Source organism: Lactobacillus apis, from assembly GCF_003150935.1.
Classification (GTDB): domain Bacteria; phylum Bacillota; class Bacilli; order Lactobacillales; family Lactobacillaceae; genus Lactobacillus; species Lactobacillus apis.
In genome coordinates, this window is sequence record NZ_CP029476.1 from 1,016,542 (window position 1) to 1,037,789 (window position 21,248).

Sequence of the window (21,248 nt, forward strand, 5' to 3'; positions counted from 1 at the left end):
AAAACCAACCTTAAATTTTTTAAGTTTCATTTCAATAGAGTACACACATCAATGATCTGTGATAAATAGGTCTTTTGCACCTTGAGCTTAAACTTAGTTATATCTGAATACCATTTGTGATGGTGATAAACCGCACTAAAGCTGCGTTTAATCGAGTCAGGCTTAATCAGACCCTGAGTACCGCGATAGCTGTTGTATTTGTGCCAGCGTTTACTGACTATGTCAAATAATTTCATTTTGTTATTAGGCACTGCACCTTTTTATGATTGATTAATAAACCGTGACATCTAAGCTATACAGTAATGCGGCGATAGCCATAGTGGTGCTTGTATTCTTCATAAATAGCTCTGATTTCAGCCATTATTTCTTAATTATTCCGATCTTTGTCCTTCTTCTTTAAAGCGCGTAGTAGTAATTACTACGAGAAAGACGGGGCGGATTCAAGTTGGCATTAATGGCATCAAGAATAAAAGTTACATTGACCTTAAGCTCGCTTCTTAGTTGGGTGACTGCCAGGGCTATTTCCGAGGCTTGCGGTTCTTGGTCCGCTGGTCGATTAAGACGCTCAATTTTTTATAAATTCGTTCTCGATTTTCAGCTTTAAGTTCTGCTGGCGTAAGCGGTTGTCCTCTCTACTTGTTAACGATATTATATCCATTTTCACGGTATTCGCGCAGTTAATTGGACAACATGCCATAACTTTTCTAGTGCTACGTAATAAAGGGGCTCATGGTTAACTACGATTCGCTTGAGAGCCTGCTCCTTAAAATTACTTGTATAAGTAGTAAACGGCTGGTTTAAAATAGCTAGACCGTGACGGTCAATTAAAGCCAACAAGTAACTAATATTAGATTTGCCAACCCGATAACGCTGACTTAACTCAATAGAACCGATTTGATAATCATGCCAAAGATGATAGATTTCAATTTTATCTTGTTTAGATAATTTAGACATAAAAATGACCCCCAAATTTGTCCTAAATTTGGGGGTCATATCAGATATCCTGTAGTTCTCTTTTTGTTAGCTTTTTTCTATTTTAAGCTCGTTGTTATAAATGAACGATTTTCCAAAGCGATTAATAGTGCTCGCGCTGTATCTAGACTAGTAATCAATGGAATATTTTGCTGGATTGCATTTTGTCTAATAATGAAGCCATCAGAGTTTTTGGCCACATCGTGCCCCATTGTATTAATTACTAGATCAATCTTACCATTTTTAAACTCACTTAAAAGGTTGTCTTCCTTTTCTTCATGGATTTTACTTACTTCAGTTACATGAAGGCCATTATCCCGCAAGAAGTTAGCTGTTCCACTAGTGGCAAAAATTCTGTAACCGATTTGAGCAAATCTTTTGGCAATCGGTAAGATTGCTTGTTTGTCACGGTCCTCAATTGTTAACAAAACATTGCCGCTGTCAGGAATTTGCATATTGGCGCCTGAAAAGGCCTTGTACAATGCTTTAGGGAAGCTCAAGTCGCTACCCATAACCTCACCAGTTGATTTCATTTCTGGTCCAAGGTAACTATCGACATCAGCAAGCTTACTGAATGAAAAGACAGGTGCCTTAACACTAATCATTTTTGGTTCGGGAGCCAAGCCATCAGCATAACCTTGCTCTTTCAAGCTCTCACCCATAATAACTCGTGTTGCCACTTGTGCCATTTCAATATCAGTAATTTTACTCAAAAATGGAACTGTTCGACTAGCACGTGGGTTAACTTCAATAATATAAATTTCCCCATCACGCTCAATTAGCTGCAAGTTCATGATACCATGACAATTTAGCTTCAAGGCTAGTTTCTTGGTAACATCAGCAATTTTTTGCTTAATATCAGGGGTAAAGGTTTGAGCTGGGTAAACAGCCATTGAGTCACCAGAGTGGACTCCGGCGTGTTCAATATGTTCCATAATTCCTGGAATTAGAACTGTTTCGCCATCACAAATTGCATCAACGTCACACTCGCGACCGTCAAGATAGTCGTCAACCAGGATTGGATGGCTACTGGCGATATCAACGTGATTATTTAAGTAATCTTCGAGTTCTGCTTCAGTATAAACAATTTCCATTGCCTTACCACCAAGCACATAACTAGGTCTTACTAAAACAGGATAACCAAGTTGCTTTGCTGCTTCAATTACACCGTCGTGCGTGGTAGTAGTTATACCTTGAGGTTGCTTTAATCCTAATTCTTTAACTACTTGGTCAAACAATTCACGGTCTTCAGCACGGTTCAAATCAGCCACACTAGTACCTAAGATCTTAACTCCATGTTCTTCTAAGCCCGCAGCCAAGTTGATTGAGGTTTGTCCACCAAACTGAATAATGACACCTTCAGGCTTTTCTAAGTCACAAACGTTTAAGACATCTTCTAAAGTTAATGGTTCAAAGTATAATTTATCTGAAATAGAGAAATCAGTTGAAACAGTTTCTGGATTAGAGTTAATGACAATTGCTTCATATCCCATTTTCTGCAATGCCTTCACACAGTGAACAGTAGCGTAATCGAATTCTACCCCTTGACCAATTCTGATTGGACCTGAACCAACAACCAAAACTGACTTCTTGTTGGTTTTCAAACTTTCATTTTCAAAATCATAAGTTGAATAAAAGTATGGTGTCTTAGAAACAAATTCTGCAGCACAAGTGTCAACCATTTTATAGACTGGAATAATGCCATTGCTCTTACGTAAATTACGTACCTGATTTACATTTTCATTCCACAAGTTGGCAATAGTATCATCACTAAAACCGTATTTCTTGGCATTTTTTAATGTGGCAATATCATCAGGATTTGCTTGAATTTCTTTTTCTAATTCAACAATGTGCTTAACGATATCCAAGAAGTAGAAATTAATTTTTGTCAACTCATGCACGTCTGAAATTGAGTAATCTTTTCTAAAGGCCTCAGCAATATAGAAGAGACGGTCATCTTGCACTTTAACTAATTTAGTTTCAAGATCTTCGTCGCTTGCTTCATGTGCCTCTTTGGAGAAAAAGTTCTTTTGATCAATTTCAAGTGAACGTACAGCTTTTTGGAATGCTTCTTCAGCTGTACGACCAATTGCCATTACTTCTCCAGTGGCTTTCATTTGTGTACCAAGTTGACGATCAGCCTTGGTAAACTTGTCAAATGGAAAACGTGGAATCTTGCAGACAACGTAATCAAGCGCAGGCTCAAATTCAGCAAAAGTTGTACCAGTAACAGGATTCTTGATTTCATCTAAAGTCAGACCGACTGCAATTTTAGCTGCCATCTTGGCAATCGGATAACCAGTTGCTTTAGAAGCTAAGGCTGATGATCTTGAAACACGAGGGTTAACTTCGATAACATCGTAGTCAAAACTATTAGGATCAAGGGCTAACTGAACATTACATCCCCCTTCAATCTTCAAAGCTCTAATCAAACGCAAGGAACAGTCTCTAAGCATCTGATACTCTTTATCAGATAGAGTTTGAGAAGGCGAGAAAACAATTGAATCTCCTGTGTGAATACCAACTGGATCGAAATTTTCCATACAACATACGATCATGGCATTATCATCGTGATCTCGCATTACTTCAAATTCGATTTCTTTGTAGCCAGCAATTGATTTTTCAATTAAACATTCAGTTACTGGTGACAATTCCAAACCATTTTTGGCAACATTAGCAAGTTCTTCGCGGTCATTACAAATACCGCCACCTGTTCCACCCATTGTGAAAGCAGGACGAACAATTATTGGATAGCCAATTTCATCGCCAAAGTCTAAAGCTTCTTGAACGGTTTTAACACTCTTTGAAGGCGGAACCGGTTCACCCAATTTTTGACACAGTTCTTTGAACTTCTCTCTGTCTTCTGCTTGTTCGATTGACTCAAGTTTAGTTCCCAAAAGTTCAATATTTAGCTCATCCAAAATACCAGTTTCAGCTAAGGATAAGGCCATGTTTAAGCCAACTTGACCACCCAAAGTAGGTAAAATTGCATCAGGATATTCTTGACGAATGATACGTGAGACTGAATCAACTGTTAATGGCTCAATATATACTTTATCGGCAATTGTTGTATCAGTCATAATTGTTGCTGGATTAGAGTTAACCAGTACTACTTCATAACCTTCTTCACGTAAAGCAAGACAGGCTTGCGTTCCCGAATAGTCAAATTCGGCAGCTTGACCAATAATAATCGGACCAGAACCGATCACCATTATTTTTTTGATATCTGTTCTTTTAGGCATGCTTCTGTGCTTCCTTTCTTTGATCAATCATTTGCATGAAATAGTCAAAAATACTTTCTTCATCGTGAGGTCCAGGGGTACTGTCTGGGTGGAATTGAACTGAAAAAGCTGGATACTTTTTATGGCGTAATCCTTCTACAGTGCCGTCGTTAACTTCAACGTGAGTAATCATGAGGTTTTCTGGATCAACTGAATCGCGATCAACTGCGTATCCATGGTTTTGTGAAGTAAAGCCGATATTACCAGTTGCAATTTCACGCACTGGGTGGTTAAAACCACGGTGACCGAATTTCATTTTATAAGTTTTGGCACCATTAGCTAGAGCAAATACTTGGTGACCCATACATATACCCATCAAAGGAATATGCTTTTCCACCTCTTTAACCATTTCTACGGCATCTGCCATTTCAAGCGGATCACCAGGTCCATTGGACAAGAGCACACCGTCTGGTTTCAATGATAAGATTTTTTCGGCCGAAACTGTGTAAGGTAAAACAACACAGTTACAGTCACGTTTGGCAAGCTCACGTAAAATACTGTTCTTTAAGCCAAAATCAATTACAACGATATTACGTTTTGAACCAGGTACAGGGTAAGAAGTAGAAGTTGAAACTCGACTAATTACACCTTGAGTAACATTGGTCTTTTTAAGCTCAGAAGCAATTGTTTCTGCTTCTTCTTTTGAATCGCAGATTTGTCCTCTCATAGTTCCGTGCATTCTCAACTTTTTAACCAGTTCCCTAGTATCGATTCCCTGGATTCCTGGGATATCCAAGCTTTCCAAAAAGTCTGGTAAAGTTGTTTGCATCCGCCAATTATCTGGGTAGCGTGCAACTTGATGGCAAATCACGCCCTTAATGCCAGGCTCAAGTGATTCATAATCTGCCAGCGTAATCCCATAATTACCAATTAACGGATTGGTAAAAACTAAAATTTGATCAGCATATGATTGATCCGTAATAGCTTCTTGATAGCCTGTCATACCTGTTGTGAATACGACTTCACCTTTGGTTTCTTTCTTACTCCCAAAGCTTTCTCCTTCATATATGCTGCCATCTTCTAAGATTAAGTATCTCATTTAATTTCCTTCCTTTTGGTAAACAACTTTACCATCGACTATGGTCATGGATGTTTGACCATAAACTTCATCCCCCGTAAAAGGAGTATTAGTTCCTTTTGATAAATAATCGGTTTCGGCAATTTTATGACTACTATTCAAGTCAAAAATTGCAATATCTGCGGGTTGTCCTAACGCTATCCTGCCCGATTGACTAAGTCCAAATGCCTCGGCAGGTTTAACAGTTAACCATTTCAATAATTGCGTTAGTGAAAAAACACCAGTTTTAACAAAATGGGTATATAATTCGCTAAAGACAGTTTCGCTTCCAGTGATGCCAAAGGCGGCTTTTGCAAAACCACCTGCCTTATCTTCTTGGGTATGCGGAGCATGATCTGTTGCAATCATATCAATTGTACCGTCAAGTAAACCTTCAATTAGCGCTTGTTGATCAGCCTTACTTCTCAGTGGCGGATTCATTTTATAGTTGCCGTCATTTGCAGGGATGTCGTAATCTGCAATTAATAAGTGATGTGGTGCGACTTCACAAGTAACATTAATACCTGCCTGCTTGGCAAGTCTTACCAATGCCACACTCTTTTCGGTTGAAACATGACAAATGTGATATCTCACACCTGTCTTTTGTGCAAGCAATAGATCACGTGCGATTTGCGTTGTTTCAGCTAGCTCAGTAACTGGCCGCACCCCAAACTCCTCTGCTTTTTTTCCTTCATTTATTACACCCAGATTAAACAGTGAATCATCTTGCGCGTGCTCAGCGATGACTAGATTATTCTTCTTTGCTTGCTGCATGGCCAAGTACATTGTTTGTGCACTCTGAACACCCTTACCATCGTTACTTAATGCGAAACAGCCCGCTTCTTTCAAGCCGTGATAATCCGGAATCTTATCGCCTATTTCATCTGTCGTTATCGGACCATACTGCATGATATGAACCACACCATGTTCCTGATTATTTTTAACCATCTCAGACATTAATTCCGGTGTGTTAGGTACTGGAATAACATTTGGCATGGCACCAACAGTAGTGAATCCACCGTGTGCTGCTGCTTTAGAACCGGTCTGCACGTTTTCTTTATTAGTTTGACCTGGATCACGATAATGAACGTGAACATCAACTAAACCAGGACTAACTAATTTTCCACCTGCATCAATTTCATTGTCTCCTGTAAGTGATTGTCCAATAGCAACTATTTTGCCTTTTTCAATTAAGAGATCGCCCGATTCAATCCGGTCCCCGATAAAAAGTTGACCGTTTTTAATTACAGTTGACATTAGGAAAGGCCTCCTAGCTTGCGCCCACGCACTACAGCTTCAATCATTGCCATTCTCATAAATACACCATTTTCCATTTGGCGAACAAAGCGGCATTTAGGTGCTTCTACCAGCTCACTTGCCAATTCAACTCCCCGATTAATTGGACCTGGATGCATAATAATAGCATCATCTTTCATTTGGTCATAGCGTTGCTGGTTAATTCCAAATTCTTCGTGATATTTGCTTGCATCAAACTGTGCTTCATTTGGATCCCCGGCGTGACGTTCATGTTGAACCCGTAAGAGCATCATGACATCCATTTGGTCGACTAACTCATCAAGCTCTTTAAACTGACCATACTGATCATATTTACTGTCGTACCAGTAGCTTGGGCCAGAAAAGTAAACCTGTGCACCTAACTTATTTAAGAGCTCCATGCTGCTCTTAGCTACTCTTGAGTTAGTGATGTCACCAACAATTGCAATTTTGAGATCTTTAAAATGACCAAATTGCTCGTAAATTGTCATCATGTCTAGTAGGCATTGCGAAGGATGTTGTCCACTACCGTCACCGGCATTAATTACGCCAATGTTTAAATGCTCATTTTTCTTAGGATGGATTAACTCTTCATAATATTCATTCTCAGGATGTCTAATTACTTCGAGATCAATTCCAACGGCTTGCATAACTAAAGAAGTGTCATAAAGCGTTTCGCCTTTTTTAGTTGAACTATGAGATGGATCAAACGGAATAACCGTTAAACCTAACTTTCTTTCAGCCATTTCAAAGCTGGTATGTGTCCTACTAGAATTTTCGAAAAACATGTTTGTAACATATACAGGCTCAGTTAAATGAGGTCTAGCACCACCATTTTTAAAGTATTGTGCGCGCGCAATCAATGCTTCAACTTCTTGCACACTCAGGTCTTCAACACTGACGAATGATGATAAAGTGACTAAATTGGTCGTTTTCATTTTAAAACTCTTTTCTTTTGCAAAAAAATAAACCGGAAGCTTTTACTCCAGGTTTATCAAAAGGGAATTTTACTTTATGCAGTGCCGCACAAAAGAAACTCAAGCCCTTCTGACCCTCTCTGGAGTCAATTAAATGGTTGAATTAAATCATAACTTTTATCACGATAGTGGTTGCAGTTCAACACTATCTTTTTGATCAATTTCTTCAACTTTAACGGCAACTTGCTCGTTTGAAGAAGTTGGAATATTTTTACCGACAAAATCAGCTCTAATTGGTAACTCACGGTGACCGCGATCAACTAACACGGCAACAGAAATTGAGCTCGGACGTCCCATGTCCATTAATGCATCCATAGCTGCGCGAATTGTTCGGCCAGTGTAAATAACATCATCAACAAGGATTACATGTTTATCGGTAATATTAACACCCAATTCATCCGAGTTAACAACAGGATCCTGTTTTAATGAAGCGTCATGACGGTCATCACGATAAAGTGTGATATCAAGTTGACCAAAAGGTACATCTACGCCTTCAAGTTTTTGAATCCGATCGTGAATACGTTGTGCTAAATAAACACCACGAGTTTTGATACCAACTAAAACTAAATCTTCTGTGCCTTTATTATGTTCAATAATTTCATAAGTAATTCGTGTCAAAGCACGCTTCATTGCAAGCGCATCCCAGATTTCTTTTGCCATCATTTTTCTCCTATTACCGTTGCTATGAAAAAACACCTAGTCTAAATGAGACTAGGTGCTTCCTAAAAAGTTTGATACTTAATTAAGCCTGCCTTGCTAGCCTCACTGGACTAATTTAAAGGACATATTTCTATTTAAATATACGTGTTCCACTCCTACTTGTCAACTAAAAATCTTAGGTTATTAGCTGAATTCAAGAAAGAGTATCAAACATAAATTTGCTCTTATTTGTTAAACTTAGTTTAACTCGACCTGATTAACTAAGTCATTAATGTCTTCGACACCTAGTTCTTCAAGTACCGCTGGCAAATCACGTGCAATATGTGGACATGCTAATGCATCCTTAAAATGAGCACTGCCAACTTCGACTGCATTAGCACCTGCTAGCATAAATTCAACAACATCTTTTGCAGATTCAATTCCACCCATTCCTATAATTGGCAAGTTAGTAGCCTGACGCACTTGATTAATCTGATACAGTGCAATGGGCTTTACAGCGCTACCAGAATAACCGCCGATATTGTTACCTAAAAGTGGTTTACGTGTTTTAAGATCAATCCGCATCCCAGTTACCGTGTTAATCATTGCCAATCCATCAGCGCCACCAGCTTCTGCTGCACGCGCAATTTCAGTTGTGCTTGTTACATTTGGCGTTAACTTAATATAAATTGGCACATTAACCGCAGCCTTAATTTTAGCAGTTAAACTTTCAATGAGTTCAGGATGAACACCAAAGGTCATGCCACCTTCAGCAACATTAGGACAGGAAAAGTTGATTTCTAGTGCATCAACTAAGTTTGAATTAGCTAATTTAGTTGCTACTTCAACGTAACCCTCTTCACTTTCACCACCTACGCTTGCAATTAGTGGCAACATCGGATAATTCTTTTTCAATTCAGGTAGTTTGTCGCTTACGACTTGATCAACTCCTGGATTTGTTAGGCCAACCGAGTTAAGTACCCCATTGTCCAAAACGACAATTTGTGGTTGCGGATTACCAACTCGCGCTTTTGGCGTAGTTGTTTTAATTACTAGTGCGCCTAATTCATTCAAATCAAATTTCTTAGCTGCTGGTACGTCGCCAAAACCAAAAGTACCACTAGCAGGCATGATTGGATTTTTTAAATTAAGTCCTGGTAATTTTACGCTGATATTTGTCATAAGTTCCTCCAAAAATGAATGCTCTCAGTCATTACAATTATTTTTGGCTCTATTTTACACGTTTTTTCATTTTTTAAAAACTAAAAATTGGTTGTATTTTATTGATGAAGGTGGTAATCTCAATGTTGACAAACTTTAAACGGTACAGAGAGACCGCAAGTTGAACATGACTTAAATTAAATAAAAAGTCTATTTTGTTGCACTCTTGTACCAGAATAGGCTTTTTTGCTTGTGGAGGTTTTTAATGGAAAAAGCGGTATTTGTAGCTTTGGACTATGACAATGAAAATGATGTTCAAAAGCTACTGGCAAAACTAGGCAAGCCCGAAAATACTTATTTAAAAATTGGAATGGAACTTTTCTATCACGCCGGGTCGGACTTAGTTAAAAAACTAGTTCAGCAAGGTTACCCCATTTTTTTAGATTTAAAGCTACACGATATTCCAAACACAGTTTATCAAGCAGCTAAACAGCTTGCTCGACTTGGAATTTTTTGTACAACTATCCATGCTCTTGGTGGTAGTGAAATGATTGCAGCTGCACAAAAAGGATTGATAGACGGAACTCCTGAAGGAAAGGAAATTCCTAAACTGCTAGCAGTAACCGAGCTCACATCCATTTCAGATTCAATCTTGGCAAATGAACAAAATTGTTCATTACCAATGGCTGAGCAAGTTGTTAGCCTTGCCCAAACAGCTAAGAAAGCTGGCGCTGATGGTGTAATTTGTTCACCACTTGAAGTTGAAAAACTGAAAAAAGAAGTTGGAGATGACTTTTTATACGTCACACCCGGCATTCGTTTAGCAAGTGACACCAATGGAGATCAAAAGCGTGTTGCAATACCACAAAAAGCTAAAGAATTTGGTTCTAGCGCGATTGTTGTTGGACGATCAATCACACAAGCAGATAATCCAGAATTGACATATCAAAAAATTAAAAAGGAGTTCAATTAAATGTATCAAGATCAGATCATTAACAAACTTGTTGAAGAAAAAATTATTACTATTTCACCTGACAAACCCTATACCTATGCCAGTGGTATGTTATCACCAATCTACACTGACTTAAGATTGACAGTTTCTTATCCGGATTTACGCGACTGGATTGCTACTGACTTAGCCGCATTGATTAAAGAAAAATATCCTAATGTATCAGTAATCGGTGGTGTTGCTACTGCTGGAATCCCTCATGCAGCCTGGGTTGCCACCAAATTAGGCTTACCAATGATTTATGTTCGACCAAAACCTAAAGATCACGGAAAAGGTCGCCAAATCGAAGGACGCTTTACTGAAAATGATCAAATTGTTTTAATCGACGACTTAATTACAACAGGTGGTTCTGTCATCAACGCCGTTAAGGCGACTGAAAATGAAGGTGGCAACGTCATCGGTGTAGGTTCAATCTTCACTTACTACCTTAGTGATACTAAAAAGAACTTTGCTGATGCAGGTGTAGACTTCAGTCCTCTACTCACCTATCCCCAACTACTTCAAAAAGAAAAAGAAATGAACTACATTAGTTCTGATGAATATGAAGCATTAAAAACGTGGCACGAAGATCCATGGGAATGGGGTAAAAAGTTCCAATAATTAATCTTGCTAACAAAAAGTGCAGCTAAACAATCGTTTAGTTGCACTTTTTTAGTTGCAATCGTAATTTACACGCAAATTTTTGCGAAAAATTGTCTATGTTACATACTTCTAGTCTATTTGTCTCCCTAGGCCTTATCACACTTTTAATGATGATTAATTGCTCCATTCAATCGGGTATGGTAACGCCAGTAAACGATCAACATTAGTGGTAATAACAGCAATTGAATTGGGTAGAAAAATTTAATTGGCAAAAGATCGCTAATTAATCCCATAATAATTGGACCAAATGCCATCCCAATATCTAATCCCAAGTAAAAAGTGCTACTTGCTAGTCCCTGCTCACTAATTGGCGCCAAAAGAAGTGCTGTTGACTGCAAGATTGAATAGATTACCCCATAGCCAATTGCCATAAAAGCAGCAGCTAAGGCCATCATCAAATTATTCTTCATAGTTGATAATAAAAGCAGATAGATCAAAGTGGCTCCAATACTAACCCAAAACCAGATACCAAATTTGACTGTATCGAAAAAGTTCTTTAGAAAAATTCTAATTACTAATAGAACCACAGCATAAATTAAAAAGAATGATCCTACATTAACATTCAGATGACGTTCTTGAGCATAAGTAACCAAATCAGCTTGCGTGGAAAAATAAGGAAAAGCAAATAATGTGGTCAGCAGTGCGATTGGCAGGACATTTTTTTGAATAATTTTAAAATGATGCGAAGAACCGGACTTTTTCTTAGCCGTACCTTTTTTAGGATTTGCACGATTACCAACAAATTGAATGATAATGACCATCATAAAAGCTGCAATTGCAGAAGCAATTAGTGCTAGTCGGTAACCAGTTTTTTGATAAACATTAATTGCCAAGGCCGGAGCAACCGCCATTGCCAAAGCATTCATTAAGCCATAAAAGCCCATAGCTTGGCCAACATGAGCCCGAGGAACCAAAAATGCTAGCCACGTAGACATGCAAACAGTACATAGAACGAACCCTGCACCATTAATCAAGCGAAAAATTAATAGCCAATTGCTAGCAGGAGCTATGACATAGCCAATCACACCTACCATGATTAAAATACCGCCAATCAATGATAAGCAGTATTTAGAAAGTTTATCTGTTAAATTCCCTGCTATTGGCCTTAGAAACATTGATGCAATACTCATAATGCCGACTATAACGCCTGCAAATGCACTACTTGCTCCAAGACTTTTGGCATAACCGTTAATTAGTGGATTAACAAACATTGTACTGAACATAAAAAAGAACGAAGCTGCCATCACTAGAATTACGTCTTTGGTATAAATTGATTTTTCTTTAGCCATTTAATCTCTCACTTAGTTTTAAAAATAGATTAATATTTTTATTCTATCACTTATAATATTTTGAGTTAACTGCAGATTCCTTGCAAATTTTTATTTTTACAAAAAGACATTGATCAAATCTATGTAATCCAGATTTTTTTATCAATGTCTTTCAGTTTTTTTGCGTGATTAGCATTAGCTAAGTGCTCAAAATTTTTAGCAGACAGCTTTCCTTCAAGCCTATCCCTCGTTTTATTTGCTGCAGTAAAAATTTACAAATAAAAAAAGATACTTTGATGATGTGAACCCCAAAATGATATGACCCCCAAATTTAGGGGGTCATATCATGAAGTATCTTTTTTATTATTAAAAATTAGTTTTAGTCTCTAAAACTTTAATTTTGACAATACTACCAAAATTACTAAAGACATAGGCAACAAGCAACTGCTTCTTCACCAATGATTGATTTTAGGCCACGCTTTTTTAGATTATCAGCTATATCCCAAGAAGCTTCTTCTAGGTACTGTATGTCTCCCATAATACCTGTACTGTTAATACCATCATTAAAGAATAGAGAATCAAATTCCCATAAAAGTATATTTAGTTGACCAACTTTGATACAAACCTTCTAATTCATAATTTTTCAGTTTTTTAACTCCAAAATACTGTAGCAAATAAAAAGCGAAACAATCGCTTGTTTCGCTTTTACTATATTTCTTGTTAATTAATAGCCCATGTAGCGATTTCTTTCCCAATCTGAAACTGTTTCGGCATATTGTGCCCATTCAAGTTCCTTGGAATCGATAAAGCTTTGGGTAAGATGTTCACCAAGTGCTTCTTGAATTAATTTATCTTCCTTGAATGCCTTAAGTGCATTGTGCAGTGTTGAAGGTAAAGGTTTGATACCCATTTCGTTGCGTTTTTCTTCACTAACTTCAAACAAGTTGCAAGTTACAGGATCCATTGGCATCTTTTCACGTTTGATACCATCTAGACCAGCTTCCAAACATGCTGCTAACAGCAAGTACGGGTTAGCAGTTGGGTCAGCAGAACGCATTTCTAAACGAGTATTAACTTCTTCAGCCGAGGGTACTCTGACCATTGGAGAACGGTTCTTAGATGCCCAGGAAATGTAAACTGGTGCTTCATAACCAGGAATAAGTCGTTTATAAGAGTTAACTGTTGGGTTAGCAACCGCTGTAATTGCGCGAGCATGCTCAAGAATACCATTTAAGAAGTAAAGAGCAGTATTTGATAAGTGGTACTCATTATTCTTATCGTAGAAAGCATTTTTACCATCTTTGAACAAAGACATGTTAGTGTGCATACCATTACCAGCTTGACCTTGTAATGGCTTAGCCATGAATGTTGCGAACAAGCCATGCTTTTTAGCAATTTCGCGAACAATCATCTTGAAAGTTTGTACACGATCCGCAGTTGCCAACGCATCGTCAAACTTAAAGTCAATTTCTTGTTGGCCATCACCAACTTCATGGTGAGCTGCTTCAACTTCAAAACCGATACTTTCCAAAGTTTCAACGATATCACGACGGCAACTTGCACTTTCATCATTTGAAGTTAAGTCAAAGTATGAAGCGTGATCTGGAACCTCAGTAGTCCAATCACCTTTTTCATTTAATTTAAATAAATGGAATTCTGCTTCAAAACCGATGTCAAATGCAGAAAAGCCCATGTCCTTCATTTGCTTTTCAATTCGCTTCAAATTATTACGTGGATCACCTTCAAATGGTTCACCATCTGTTGTATGAACGGAACAAATCAAGCAACCGATTTTACCACCACGAGTATCTGTCCAAGGTAGTACTGACCAAGTTGAAAAGTCTGGGAACAAAATCATGTCACTTTCTTCTAGACGAACAAAGCCATCAATTGAAGAACCATCAAATCTAACATCATTAGTCAAAACCTTGTCTAATTGGCTAGTTGGAACTTCTACTGCTTTAAGAGTTCCATTAATATCTGTAAAAGCCAATCGAATAAAGCGAACGTCATCATCAATAACGCTCTTTCTAATATCATCTGCTGTAATTTTCTTTGTCATGCTTTTCCACCTAAAAATATAAACAACTATAAATAACTAACAATTGGTATAGCCCGAACACAGTTTTCCAAACCTTGCTCAAAACTTGATTAATAGATTAGCAAAACATTAAATACTTGTCAAAGTGGTCTAACCATTTTTTTGCTAATCTTTACAAAAGCTTTACTAATATAAAGCCATTGACAGGCCAAAATTAATTTTTGAAGAATAATTCATTAACTGCATTGGTAATCGCAATTTTGACATGAGCATAAGTTAAACCACCTTGCATGTAAATTGCGTATGGCGGCCGAATTGGTCCATCTCCAGAAAACTCGATACTTGCACCTTCAACAAAAGATCCATCAGCCATAATAACCTTATCTTCATAGCCAGTATCATTGCTTGGCACAGGATCAACAAACGAGTTAATTGGTGAATTTTCCTGTAGTGCTTTAGCGAAGCGAATCATTTTATCTTTGTCATGGAAAATTACTGCCTGAATCAAATCAGTTCGATCGTCATTCCATTTTGGAGAAACTTCTGCTCCCATTCGTTCTAAAATAGCAGAAGAATAAATTGCACCTTTAATCGCATTTCCCGTTACACTCGGAGAAATAAACAGACCTTCAAAGTAATCCAAATTATTATTTAGACTTGCACCCTCTTCACGTCCAATGCCACCAGCTGTTAAACGTGCAGCCGTATTTTCAATTAACTCATGCTTTCCAACAACATAGCCACCGACTTTAGCTAAACCACCACCAGCATTTTTAATTAAAGAACCAGCCATTATGTCAGCGCCATATTCTGTTGGTTCATGTTTTTCAGAAAATTCGCCATAGCAGTTATCGACAAAAATGATGCTGGCGGGGCTCACTTCTCTGATCATTTCAATCATTGGCTTGATTTTTTCGATCGTAAAACTTTTACGCGTATCATAACCACGTGAACGCTGGATAACCACCATTTTTGGCTGATGTTCAGCTAACAAGCTACGTGCACCGTCAAAATCAACGCTACCATCCTCAAGCAAATCAACATGAGAAAATTTTACTCCGTATGATTTTAGACTCCCTCGACCATCTCCTGCAATTCCAATAACTTGTTGCAAGGTATCATAAGGCATTCCAGTTAGATAAGTTAACTCATCCCCTGGAAGTAAATTACCTGCCATCGCAGTAGCTAAAGTATGCGTTCCGGAAACAAACTGGGAACGAACCAGCGCATCCTCGGTATGAAAAATTTGCGCATAAATACGATCAAGCTTATCACGGCCACTATCATCTGAACCATAACCGGTACTACCAATCAAGTCGGCTTCTGCTACGGCCTTATCCTTAAATGCTTGCAATACTTTGTTTTGATTATACAAAATATTATCGTCAATTTTTGCTAACTGCGGAGCAATTTGCTTATCAATCTCACTAACAATCTGTTGTAATTCTTCTGGCCAATTATTCATTCAACCATTCCTCTGCTTTCTGTTTCATTTTTATTAAATAATCTTGATCATTAAGGGGGTCGACCCACGTAATTGGTAATTGATGCCTAAAATAGGTCAGCTGCCGTTTAGCGTACCTACGTGAAGCTGTCTTTAAATCTTTAACACAATCATCAAGTTCTTTATTACCTTCAAAATATGGAAAAAATTCCTTATACCCGATTGCCTGCAATACTTGGTACTCTTTTTGCCGATTGTCATAAATAAACCTAGCTTCATCAAGTAAGCCCGCATCCATCATCTGATCAACTCGTAAATCAATTCTGTGATAAATTTCTTGGCGATCAGAATTTAGGCCAAAAATCAGATAATCATAACGCGGCTTAATTTGTGTTTGTTGCTCTGAAAACTTTTTCCCTGTGCGCTTAATAACTGTCAGAGCACGTAAAACCCTTCTTGAGTTTGTAACTGGAATCTTAGACGCAGTCACTTGATCTTGCTTAGCCAATTCTTGCCACAAAGCAGCCTCACCGTTTTTATCTAAATAGCTTTGCCAATAATCGTCTACTGCTTGCGTATGTTCATTTACTTCTCCAAGTTGCATCCGGTTTAATAGGGCATTAACATAAAAACCTGTTCCCCCTACCAAAATTGGCAACTTGTTTTTGTGTGCAATCTCTGAAACTGCCTGCTGCGCTTGGTCAACAAAATCCTTAACTGAATAGGGCTCATAAACCGACTGCACATCGACCAAATAGTGCTTAATTAATGCTTGTTCTTCGCTCGTCGGCTTGGCTGTGCCCACCTTAACTTCACGATAAATTTGCATTGAATCGCCGGAGATAATTTCCGCATTGAGCTCAGTAGCTAGATTAATCGCTGTGCTTGTCTTACCAATAGCCGTTGGTCCAACAATTGCTAATATTTTTTGCATCTTTCGCTTCCCTTTTTTGCATATCGATTTTAATTATATATTAAAAAAACACGTTTGAAAAAGAGTACAAACATGTTTTTAGATTAATATTTAGATGATTTGGTACGGCCATCCCATTCATCAAAGCCGTTTTTTAGCCATTTAATTGAAGAGAAGTTCTTCTTTTGCAAAAATCTAGCGGCACGAAGAGTAACCGACAAAGAATCGGAATACAAATAAACAGGTAAGTCTGGTCTTAACTCTGAGTATTGATATTTCATCATAGTGTATGGAAGATTACGAGCACCATCAATGTGCTTTCTTTTGAAAGGTTCCTTTTCACGTAAATCAACAATTTGTGCCTTTCTCATTCCTTGATTAAATTCTTCATTGGTTAAGTCACCATTTCCTAATCGTTTTGTTTGAATTTTATTCCACAGCCAAACAGCGACAAAAGCCAAAATGATAACTATTAATACTATATCTACAATAATTATAAAAGTTGACATAAAAATCGATTTCTCCTCTAGTAAAAATGTTCATAAAAATAATATACTCCTAAATTTCTTTAAGAGCTATGGTTATCTTGTTGATGCTTTTCTTCGTATTCATGCTCTCGATTTAAAATTAGTTTTGCCACTAAGTAATCGTGCTGACTAATTAGATGGGCATGATTAATATTATCGAGTTCTAGCGCCATGAGTTCAATATCCCAGATCCGCTTACCAACATGAACAAATATGCCGTATTTTTCAAGAAGCTGTTGTACATCATATAGTGTTTTCATTATAGTTTTATGACCATACCCATTCTGACTGTGGCGACACAATAAACAATTATGACAGCTGCAGCAACAGTTCTTTCTTTAACCGAGTAATGATGTGTCGTGCGGTCTCCTAAGATAATTGCCACAAGTACTCCTGCAACAAAACCGCCAATATGACCTTGAATATCGATGTTAGGAGCAAATAAATCCAATCCAATATTAATGGCTGCTAGCCAGAAAGCCTGACGGCCCAAATACGAAATAACTGGATTAGCACGATTTTTTAAAGCCACTGCAGTCATTGCACCAAACAAGCCAAACAATGCTGTTGAAGCACCGGCACTAAGAGAACTGTCGCTTCCCATAGCCAAGCTTAACAAATTACCACCTACACCTGAAAGCAGGTAAAGCAATAAAAAGCGCCAGTGACCAAGAAGTGGTTCCATGTAGTAACCGATATAATAAATCATTACCGCATTTGAAACCAAGTGCATAATGCCAATGTGTAAGAATTGGGCTGTAAAGAGCCGCCACCATTGGTTTCCACCAACTACAGCATAATTGTTCATGGCGCCCATTTTAACCAGGACAGCCGTATTTTCTGAGCCACCAAGAGCTGTTTCTACAATAAAGGTAAGTAGTAGTACTACCAAAATGCCAACAGTTACGTAGCAATTTTTTAAATATTGTCGTTGATCCATCTTAACCTCGTTAATTTTGTAAAATTGAAGTAGGCGTAATAATCATTTCAATCGGAATATCTGTTGCCTCAATTTCCCACTGAGCAGAACTAAAAATCATTTTTGTATTCGCTAAGGCAACAGTCTTAGCGGCAGTATGTTTAGCCAAAAAACGGTCATAATAGCCTCCACCAAAGCCTAAACGTTGATGGGAATCTTCGGCAAAAGCTAATCCAGGAACAATCAACAAATCGAGTTCATTATTAATTTTAGCGTGCGGATCACTTACTTCTTCTACACCAAATTTTGAGCGCGAAACTCTTGTCATATAGTTATATAGAACAAAATCTTGCGTGTGTTCTTTATCGTTATTCGCACGTGCAAGATAAACTTCTTTGCCCAAATCCCACAGATAAGCAATCAGCTTAGCAGTATCTACTTCATAGGATAGAGAAGAAGTGACTCCAATACTACGACTATTTTTTAATAGCTCAGTATTAATTAAGCTGTCAAGCAAAGCTTGATCTTCATTTATCTTTTGCTCACTGTCCGCATATTCACCTAAAATCTTTATTTGTTGTTGCCTAAATTCTTTTTTGTCCATGTCTTCCCTATACAAAAAATAGCAGGAGCATAGGCTCCTGCCATATTGGTTTATTACTTAGTTTCACGATGAAGAGTAGTGTGTCTTTCAACTGGACAATACTTCTTCAAACTTAAACGATCCGGATGCTTACGCTTGTTTTTCTTAGATAAGTAACTTCTATCGCCACATTCGGTGCATTCCAAAATGATGTTATCTGCCATTTCTTTCACCACCTAAATTCTTTATTCTGACTGTATAAGTTTAGCATTTCTCTTTCACTTTTACCAGTAATTATTATCTTTTTTCTATTTTTTATAGAGTTTAAAGTAATCTTGAACCATTGCTTTAGTCATTTGCAGTGTGTAAGAGCCTTCCAAATCAGGGTCTAAACCTGGGAAAACAACGGCAGTCGCAATCTTTGCATTGTCCGATGGTGCATATCCTACAAACGTTGCATTGACTAACTCTGGTGGATTCTTTTGATTAGGGTTATCTGGATCATAATAAAAGGTTTGCGCTGTTCCAGATTTACCGGAAATTGACGGTTTAACATTCTTTATCTTATGCGCAGTACCCCATGAGTTAGTACCGTGTACAACACGCCAAAATCCTTGCCGAACTACATCCAGTTCACTTGGCGTCCATGGAATTTTTAGTTGAACATTAGGTTTTTTGTCATAATCAATATAAACCTTTTTACCATTTCTGGAAGTTTGACCAATTGACTGGACGATATATGGTTGCATTCGATAGCCGCCATTAGCTATCGTTGAAACATATTGCACCATTTGAATTGGTGTATATGCATCATAGTTCCCATAAGACAAGTCTAGAACTGACCCTGATAAAATCTGTCCGTGTTCATTAAAGGACTTACCTTGAATACCTGAAATTTCACCTGGTAAATCAACACCAGTTTTCTGTCCCAAGCCAAACATATTAAAATTATGTCTGATTGTATCAAAGGCAGTATTAGGCATACTAATAAATTCTTTAGGAACATACTTAGCGTTAACCCATTTCATTGCCAAACGCATCATGTAAATGTTACTAGAAACTTCCAGTGCTGTTGAGGCATCCAATGAGCCAAACGTTCCCACTGGATATACTGATTTCTTAATCGGTGTTCCGGGTAGATAAACTGGAACATCGGGCATCACGTTGTCTGTTGGCGTAATAATCTTGTTAATTAGGCCACCACTAACCATTGCTCCCTTAACGGCAGATCCCATAACGAAGGCTTGATTGATGACGCCTAAGGCATTATTAGTTGTTTTATTTTTCTTTGGATCTCGACTAATTCCAGCAACTGCCAGAAGTGCACCAGTTTTAGGATTCATTGCAACGGCATAGGCACCGTTTGAATAATGAGCAGCTCCAGATGCAATCGCGGAAGAATAAATCTGTTCAAGTGATTTCTGTACTTCTTTTTGATAGCGTGCATCAATCGTTAAAACCAAACTTGCTCCAGCTTGACCAGAATAAACTGATTTAGTCTGCTCGATATTACCGGAGCTTGTCGTTGAAACTTTACTGGTTGATTTTGTTCCTTTTAACAGTGGCTCATATTCTTCTTCTAAATATGAAGTACCAACCCGATCATTTCTTGAATAACCGTTGGTCAAATAGTATTGCAAGTTATCACTGGGCAAACCCGCCTTTTGGGTTGATACTGAGCCAATAATACTTTGAATAGAAGAGCCGTTAGGATATGATCTTTGCCAGTCAGTTCCAATTCCAACTCCTGGCAACTCGGATAAGTGCTCACCCACTTCGGCAATTTCTTTATCGGTTAAACCATCGTTTTTGACGTAAATGGTTGACAGTGTATACGCACCGGAAATTTTGTTATAAATTAACGCTGCTGTTTCCTGCCGCTTAGATAGTTTTAAATGCTTTGCTTGAACCTGTTGTTGAATACTTTTATTAATTTTTTCATCATCTTCAGTAGCACGGATAGATTTAGGAACTCTAGCAGCTTCTCGCTTACTATTCTCCTTATTACCCAAATAGTAATCAATGATTTGTTGTTCAGTTGGCTTCTCGTTCTTAATCAAAATATAATTGCTGAGCTTATTAGAAATTGAGTAGACATCATCAATAGTCGTTGAAACGCTCTTAGTATAAGTAATCGCATTTTTGGCGGTATTACCAACTAAAACTCGTCCCTTATTATCGTACATCACACCACGCGGAACCTGACTAGAGACAACGGCTGAATTTGATTTTTGTACTTCTGCTTTAAATCGTGACCCATAACCGATTTGTAAATAAGCTAATTGACCAATTAATGTAGCAAAAAGCACAAAAATAATGCCCAGAATTAACTTCATTCTGAGTGGTGTTGACGATTCTGTCTTATTTCTATTTGATTTTTGATCCTTTTTAAAAAATTTCACGTAATCCAACCTCACTAAACTAAGGCTATTTTATCAAATGCAGTGTTGTAATTCCATCACTTGCTTGTTGCTTTGACAAAATTTAAAAAGAGAACAGCAAGATAGTAAATTTGTTGAATCACTCTTTTTAAAAAGCAA

General features: G+C 37.8%; 19 protein-coding genes. 2 read left to right on the forward strand and 17 right to left on the reverse strand.

The genetic code is table 11. The features are described from left to right. Positions 1 to 660: 660 nt before the first annotated feature. From DKL56_RS04900 to DKL56_RS04930, 7 genes are all read right to left on the reverse strand, one after another. Entirely contained in the window at positions 661 to 954 is a 294-nt protein-coding gene (locus DKL56_RS04900) for a hypothetical protein (protein WP_109715619.1), read from the reverse strand. Positions 955 to 1,031: 77 nt separating this feature from the next. Further along, positions 1,032 to 4,214: a carbamoyl-phosphate synthase large subunit gene (carB, locus tag DKL56_RS04905; protein WP_109715620.1), complete on the reverse strand. Its 3,183-nt coding sequence runs from the start codon at positions 4,212 to 4,214 to the stop codon at positions 1,032 to 1,034. After that, positions 4,207 to 5,292, reverse strand: coding sequence for a carbamoyl phosphate synthase small subunit (locus tag DKL56_RS04910; protein WP_109715621.1), 1,086 nt, complete (start codon positions 5,290 to 5,292; stop codon positions 4,207 to 4,209). Before DKL56_RS04910 ends, carB begins: the two co-directional genes overlap by 8 nt. Next, positions 5,293 to 6,567 carry a dihydroorotase gene (locus DKL56_RS04915; RefSeq protein ID WP_109715622.1) on the reverse strand — a complete coding sequence of 425 codons (1,275 nt, stop codon included), beginning with the start codon at positions 6,565 to 6,567 and terminating at the stop codon, positions 5,293 to 5,295. Then, positions 6,567 to 7,523 (reverse strand): aspartate carbamoyltransferase catalytic subunit, encoded by a 957-nt coding sequence (locus tag DKL56_RS04920; RefSeq protein WP_109715623.1) that lies wholly within the window; start codon positions 7,521 to 7,523, stop codon positions 6,567 to 6,569. The genes DKL56_RS04915 and DKL56_RS04920 overlap by 1 nt, the downstream gene beginning before the upstream one ends. A 159-nt stretch (positions 7,524 to 7,682) precedes the next feature. Next, positions 7,683 to 8,222, reverse strand: coding sequence for a bifunctional pyr operon transcriptional regulator/uracil phosphoribosyltransferase PyrR (gene pyrR, locus DKL56_RS04925; RefSeq protein ID WP_046307209.1), 540 nt, complete (start codon positions 8,220 to 8,222; stop codon positions 7,683 to 7,685). Between the two features lie 237 nt (positions 8,223 to 8,459). Next, complete coding sequence (locus tag DKL56_RS04930) at positions 8,460 to 9,383, reverse strand: dihydroorotate dehydrogenase (protein WP_109715624.1); 924 nt, start codon at positions 9,381 to 9,383, stop codon at positions 8,460 to 8,462. Positions 9,384 to 9,627: 244 nt separating this feature from the next. Here DKL56_RS04930 and pyrF point away from each other — a divergent pair, with 244 nt between their 5' ends. Continuing rightward, positions 9,628 to 10,335: an orotidine-5'-phosphate decarboxylase gene (pyrF, locus tag DKL56_RS04935; RefSeq protein WP_109715625.1), complete on the forward strand. Its 708-nt coding sequence runs from the start codon at positions 9,628 to 9,630 to the stop codon at positions 10,333 to 10,335. Beyond that, a complete protein-coding gene (pyrE, locus tag DKL56_RS04940) occupies positions 10,336 to 10,971 on the forward strand; it encodes an orotate phosphoribosyltransferase (protein WP_046307214.1) in 636 nt (211 codons plus the stop codon). A gap of 146 nt (positions 10,972 to 11,117) precedes the next feature. Here the strand turns inward: pyrE and DKL56_RS04945 are convergent, their stop codons facing one another. From DKL56_RS04945 to DKL56_RS04990, 10 genes are all read right to left on the reverse strand, one after another. Next, positions 11,118 to 12,302, reverse strand: a complete 1,185-nt coding sequence (locus DKL56_RS04945; RefSeq protein ID WP_109715626.1) for an MFS transporter — start codon at positions 12,300 to 12,302, stop codon at positions 11,118 to 11,120. Positions 12,303 to 13,005: 703 nt separating this feature from the next. Next, positions 13,006 to 14,343 carry a type I glutamate--ammonia ligase gene (glnA, locus tag DKL56_RS04950; protein WP_109715627.1) on the reverse strand — a complete coding sequence of 446 codons (1,338 nt, stop codon included), beginning with the start codon at positions 14,341 to 14,343 and terminating at the stop codon, positions 13,006 to 13,008. 193 nt (positions 14,344 to 14,536) lie between these two features. Then, a complete protein-coding gene (locus tag DKL56_RS04955) occupies positions 14,537 to 15,787 on the reverse strand; it encodes a methionine gamma-lyase family protein (RefSeq protein ID WP_109715628.1) in 1,251 nt (416 codons plus the stop codon). Continuing rightward, positions 15,780 to 16,700, reverse strand: coding sequence for a tRNA (adenosine(37)-N6)-dimethylallyltransferase MiaA (miaA, locus tag DKL56_RS04960; RefSeq protein ID WP_109715629.1), 921 nt, complete (start codon positions 16,698 to 16,700; stop codon positions 15,780 to 15,782). The genes DKL56_RS04955 and miaA overlap by 8 nt, the downstream gene beginning before the upstream one ends. Positions 16,701 to 16,783: 83 nt before the next feature. Next, positions 16,784 to 17,188, reverse strand: a complete 405-nt coding sequence (locus DKL56_RS04965) for a rhodanese-like domain-containing protein (protein ID WP_074425086.1) — start codon at positions 17,186 to 17,188, stop codon at positions 16,784 to 16,786. 59 nt (positions 17,189 to 17,247) lie between these two features. Beyond that, the gene (locus tag DKL56_RS04970) at positions 17,248 to 17,466 is read right to left on the reverse strand and encodes a YqgQ family protein (RefSeq protein WP_046307223.1); all 219 of its coding nucleotides are present in this window, start codon (positions 17,464 to 17,466) and stop codon (positions 17,248 to 17,250) included. Beyond that, positions 17,466 to 18,146 (reverse strand): rhomboid family intramembrane serine protease, encoded by a 681-nt coding sequence (locus tag DKL56_RS04975; RefSeq protein WP_046307225.1) that lies wholly within the window; start codon positions 18,144 to 18,146, stop codon positions 17,466 to 17,468. The genes DKL56_RS04970 and DKL56_RS04975 overlap by 1 nt, the downstream gene beginning before the upstream one ends. Positions 18,147 to 18,156: 10 nt before the next feature. Then, positions 18,157 to 18,729 carry a 5-formyltetrahydrofolate cyclo-ligase gene (locus DKL56_RS04980; RefSeq protein WP_109715630.1) on the reverse strand — a complete coding sequence of 191 codons (573 nt, stop codon included), beginning with the start codon at positions 18,727 to 18,729 and terminating at the stop codon, positions 18,157 to 18,159. 53 nt (positions 18,730 to 18,782) lie between these two features. Next, the gene (rpmG, locus tag DKL56_RS04985) at positions 18,783 to 18,932 is read right to left on the reverse strand and encodes a 50S ribosomal protein L33 (protein WP_046307229.1); all 150 of its coding nucleotides are present in this window, start codon (positions 18,930 to 18,932) and stop codon (positions 18,783 to 18,785) included. A gap of 84 nt (positions 18,933 to 19,016) precedes the next feature. Further along, positions 19,017 to 21,044: a peptidoglycan D,D-transpeptidase FtsI family protein gene (locus DKL56_RS04990; RefSeq protein ID WP_420812402.1), complete on the reverse strand. Its 2,028-nt coding sequence runs from the start codon at positions 21,042 to 21,044 to the stop codon at positions 19,017 to 19,019. Positions 21,045 to 21,248 lie beyond the last annotated feature (204 nt).

Coding starts and splice junctions, on each gene's coding strand:
- DKL56_RS04975 (WP_046307225.1), bottom strand. CDS start 18,146: ATGGATCAACGACAATATTTAAAAAATTGCTACGTAACTGTTGGCATT.
- DKL56_RS04945 (WP_109715626.1), bottom strand. CDS start 12,302: ATGGCTAAAGAAAAATCAATTTATACCAAAGACGTAATTCTAGTGATG.
- glnA (WP_109715627.1), bottom strand. CDS start 14,343: ATGACAAAGAAAATTACAGCAGATGATATTAGAAAGAGCGTTATTGAT.
- miaA (WP_109715629.1), bottom strand. CDS start 16,700: ATGCAAAAAATATTAGCAATTGTTGGACCAACGGCTATTGGTAAGACA.
- DKL56_RS04930 (WP_109715624.1), bottom strand. CDS start 9,383: ATGACAAATATCAGCGTAAAATTACCAGGACTTAATTTAAAAAATCCA.
- DKL56_RS04980 (WP_109715630.1), bottom strand. CDS start 18,729: ATGGACAAAAAAGAATTTAGGCAACAACAAATAAAGATTTTAGGTGAA.
- pyrF (WP_109715625.1), top strand. CDS start 9,628: ATGGAAAAAGCGGTATTTGTAGCTTTGGACTATGACAATGAAAATGAT.
- DKL56_RS04910 (WP_109715621.1), bottom strand. CDS start 5,292: ATGAGATACTTAATCTTAGAAGATGGCAGCATATATGAAGGAGAAAGC.
- DKL56_RS04965 (WP_074425086.1), bottom strand. CDS start 17,188: ATGTCAACTTTTATAATTATTGTAGATATAGTATTAATAGTTATCATT.
- rpmG (WP_046307229.1), bottom strand. CDS start 18,932: ATGGCAGATAACATCATTTTGGAATGCACCGAATGTGGCGATAGAAGT.
- carB (WP_109715620.1), bottom strand. CDS start 4,214: ATGCCTAAAAGAACAGATATCAAAAAAATAATGGTGATCGGTTCTGGT.
- DKL56_RS04990 (WP_420812402.1), bottom strand. CDS start 21,044: ATGAAGTTAATTCTGGGCATTATTTTTGTGCTTTTTGCTACATTAATT.
- pyrR (WP_046307209.1), bottom strand. CDS start 8,222: ATGGCAAAAGAAATCTGGGATGCGCTTGCAATGAAGCGTGCTTTGACA.
- pyrE (WP_046307214.1), top strand. CDS start 10,336: ATGTATCAAGATCAGATCATTAACAAACTTGTTGAAGAAAAAATTATT.
- DKL56_RS04955 (WP_109715628.1), bottom strand. CDS start 15,787: ATGAATAATTGGCCAGAAGAATTACAACAGATTGTTAGTGAGATTGAT.
- DKL56_RS04920 (WP_109715623.1), bottom strand. CDS start 7,523: ATGAAAACGACCAATTTAGTCACTTTATCATCATTCGTCAGTGTTGAA.
- DKL56_RS04915 (WP_109715622.1), bottom strand. CDS start 6,567: ATGTCAACTGTAATTAAAAACGGTCAACTTTTTATCGGGGACCGGATT.
- DKL56_RS04970 (WP_046307223.1), bottom strand. CDS start 17,466: ATGAAAACACTATATGATGTACAACAGCTTCTTGAAAAATACGGCATA.
- DKL56_RS04900 (WP_109715619.1), bottom strand. CDS start 954: ATGTCTAAATTATCTAAACAAGATAAAATTGAAATCTATCATCTTTGG.